This is a genomic window from Mesorhizobium sp. M1E.F.Ca.ET.063.01.1.1 (genome assembly GCF_003998155.1).
Classification (GTDB): Bacteria; Pseudomonadota; Alphaproteobacteria; order Rhizobiales; family Rhizobiaceae; genus Mesorhizobium.
Genome location: NZ_RZSC01000852.1, coordinates 1 through 2344 on the forward strand (window position 1 = coordinate 1; position 2344 = coordinate 2344).

The 2344-nt window shown below is 64.3% G+C and carries 2 protein-coding genes; one reads left to right on the plus strand and one right to left on the minus strand.

The annotated features are described in order from the left end of the window. Positions 1–184: 184 nt before the first annotated feature. A complete protein-coding gene (locus EOA29_RS33320) occupies positions 185–871 on the minus strand; it encodes a D-lyxose/D-mannose family sugar isomerase (RefSeq protein ID WP_126094310.1) in 687 nt (228 codons plus the stop codon). 214 nt (positions 872–1085) lie between these two features. On the opposite strand from EOA29_RS33320, the gene EOA29_RS33325 reads away from it, so the two are divergent. Beyond that, positions 1086–2144 (plus strand): D-TA family PLP-dependent enzyme, encoded by a 1059-nt coding sequence (locus tag EOA29_RS33325; protein ID WP_126094311.1) that lies wholly within the window; start codon positions 1086–1088, stop codon positions 2142–2144. Positions 2145–2344 lie beyond the last annotated feature (200 nt).

Sequence of the window (2344 nt, forward strand, 5' to 3'; positions counted from 1 at the left end):
GTATAGCGACGGGGGAGAAAGACGCCGTCGCGGGCGATTTCGCCAATCTTAAGCGTTGCAGGAAGGGCGGCGCGGTCGCGGCCATCCCCTTCTCCCCGTCACTATACGGGGAGAAGGTGCCGGCAGGCGGATGAGGGGCGGCGCCTACGTTCGAAATAAGGCCGATGCTACGCGGCGCCCTCGCCTACCCCACCCACTTCTCATAGTCCGACACCAAAAGGTGCACCGGCGCCACATCCTCGTCGACATTGGAGAAGCGGCCGATCGGATCGCGGAAGACGTTGTCGGTGAGGTCGTCATTGACGGTCGAGACCTCGCCGATCAGCACGTCCTTACCCTCGGCCCAGAAGGCGTGCCAGACGCCGGGCAGCAGCGTGACGCTCTGGCCCGGATCGAGCTTCAGCAGTCCGCCCGCCGGCAGTCTGTGGATGGTGCCGTCGACTGGCACCGAGACTTCGGCCTTCGGATCGATGCCGCCGTCGCGGTCGTGCATGAACAGTTCCAGCACGAGCTTGCCGCCGCCGCGGTTGATGATGTCCTCGGCCTTGATGTTGTGGCGGTGCATCGGCGAGAGCTGGTCCTTGCGCGAGATCATGATCTTCTCGGCATAGAGCATGCCCATGCCGAGCTTCATGTCCTCGTAGCGGCCGTTGCGGACGGTGAACAGGAACAGGCCGAGCTCGTCGAACTTCTCCTGGCCGTAGTCGGTGATGTCCCAGCCGAGACGCGAGCTGAAGATGGCCGAAGAGTCAGCCTTGTGCGCCTTCATCTCTTCCGGCGACCAATAGGCGAAGGGCGGCATGATGTAGCCGAACGAGCGGATGAAGGCGTCGGCTTCGCGGATGATGTCGTTGATTTTGGAGCGCTTCATGGTCGTGTTTCCTTCCTGCCGCCGCCTGCTGAATTCTGCCCATCCGAATAGCCCAATGCCGGTCCGCTGTCGACGCAAACTCACGGCTCTGGCCCGGTGACATCAGCTTGGATCGGGGCCATAAACCCATCCGGTCTTTTTTGATTTTACGCATGTCCTTGTCCCGAAACCGGTTCCCACTTTCGGGAGACATGCTGTTTGAACGGTGATTTTCATGGCAAGTATAGACGACCTCGACACGCCGGCGATTCTGATCGACGCGGCCCGCGCCGAAGCCAACATCAGACGCGCGCAGGCGCATGCCGACCACCACGGGCTGAAGCTGCGCCCGCACATCAAGACGCACAAGCTGCCTTACTGGGCGAAGAAGCAGGTCGCGGCCGGCGCCATCGGCATTACCTGCCAGAAGATCGGCGAGGCCGAAGTGATGGCCGATGCCGGGCTGACGGACATTTTTATCCCCTACAACATCCTTGGCCGCGCCAAGCTGGAGCGGCTGAAGGCCCTGCATGGCCGCGTCACCCTCTCGGTCACGGCGGACAGCCATGAGACACTGGAAGGGCTTGCCGCCACCTTTAGCGATGCCGGCCACCCGCTCCAGGTGCTGGTCGAGTGCGACACCGGCATGGGCCGCTGCGGCGTGCAGACCCCGGCCGAGGCGCTGGCGCTGGCGAAGGGGATCGACCAAGCGAAGGGGCTCTCTTTCGGCGGGCTGATGACCTATCCGGCCGCGGGCCGCGCCGCCGAAGCCGAGGCCTGGCTGAGGAACGCGCGCGAGACGCTTGCCGCGACAGGACTGGAATGCCAGCGCATCTCCAGCGGCGGCACGCCGGACATGTGGCGCTCAGGCGAGGACAGCGTCGTCACCGAGTACCGGCCCGGCACCTACATCTATCTCGACCGCTACCAGGTCGCCAAAGGCGTCGGCACCCTCGACGATTGCGCGCTGACGGTGCTCGCCACGGTGGTCAGCCACCCGACGCCAACGCGCGCCATCCTTGATAGCGGCAGCAAGGCGCTTTCCTCCGATACGCTCGGGCTGCCCGATTTCGGCGAACTGCTCGGCGTGCCCGGCGCCCTCGTCACGGGCTTGAGCGAAGAGCATGGCAACGTCACGCTTGCCGACGGCGCAAGCCTTCGCATCGGCGAGCGCGTGCGGGTGGTTCCCGACCATTGCTGCGTGGTGACGAATTTGTTCGACAAGGTGCACCTGATCGACGGCGACAAGGTGCTGGAAACGCTGCCGGTGGCTGCGCGTGGACGGATGGGGTGAGGAACGCCTCTCCTTCTCCCCTTGTGGGAGAAGGTGGATCGGCGCGCAGCGCCGAGACGGATGAGGGGTGTTGGACGGAGTGAGAGGCTGGCGTTCTCTGGAACACCCCTTGCATGTTGGGACAGCGGCTATTTGTGCAAGATAGCTGCACTCCCCGACAGATGGCCGTCCGCCGGGGAGTGGACGGATGGGACCGTACA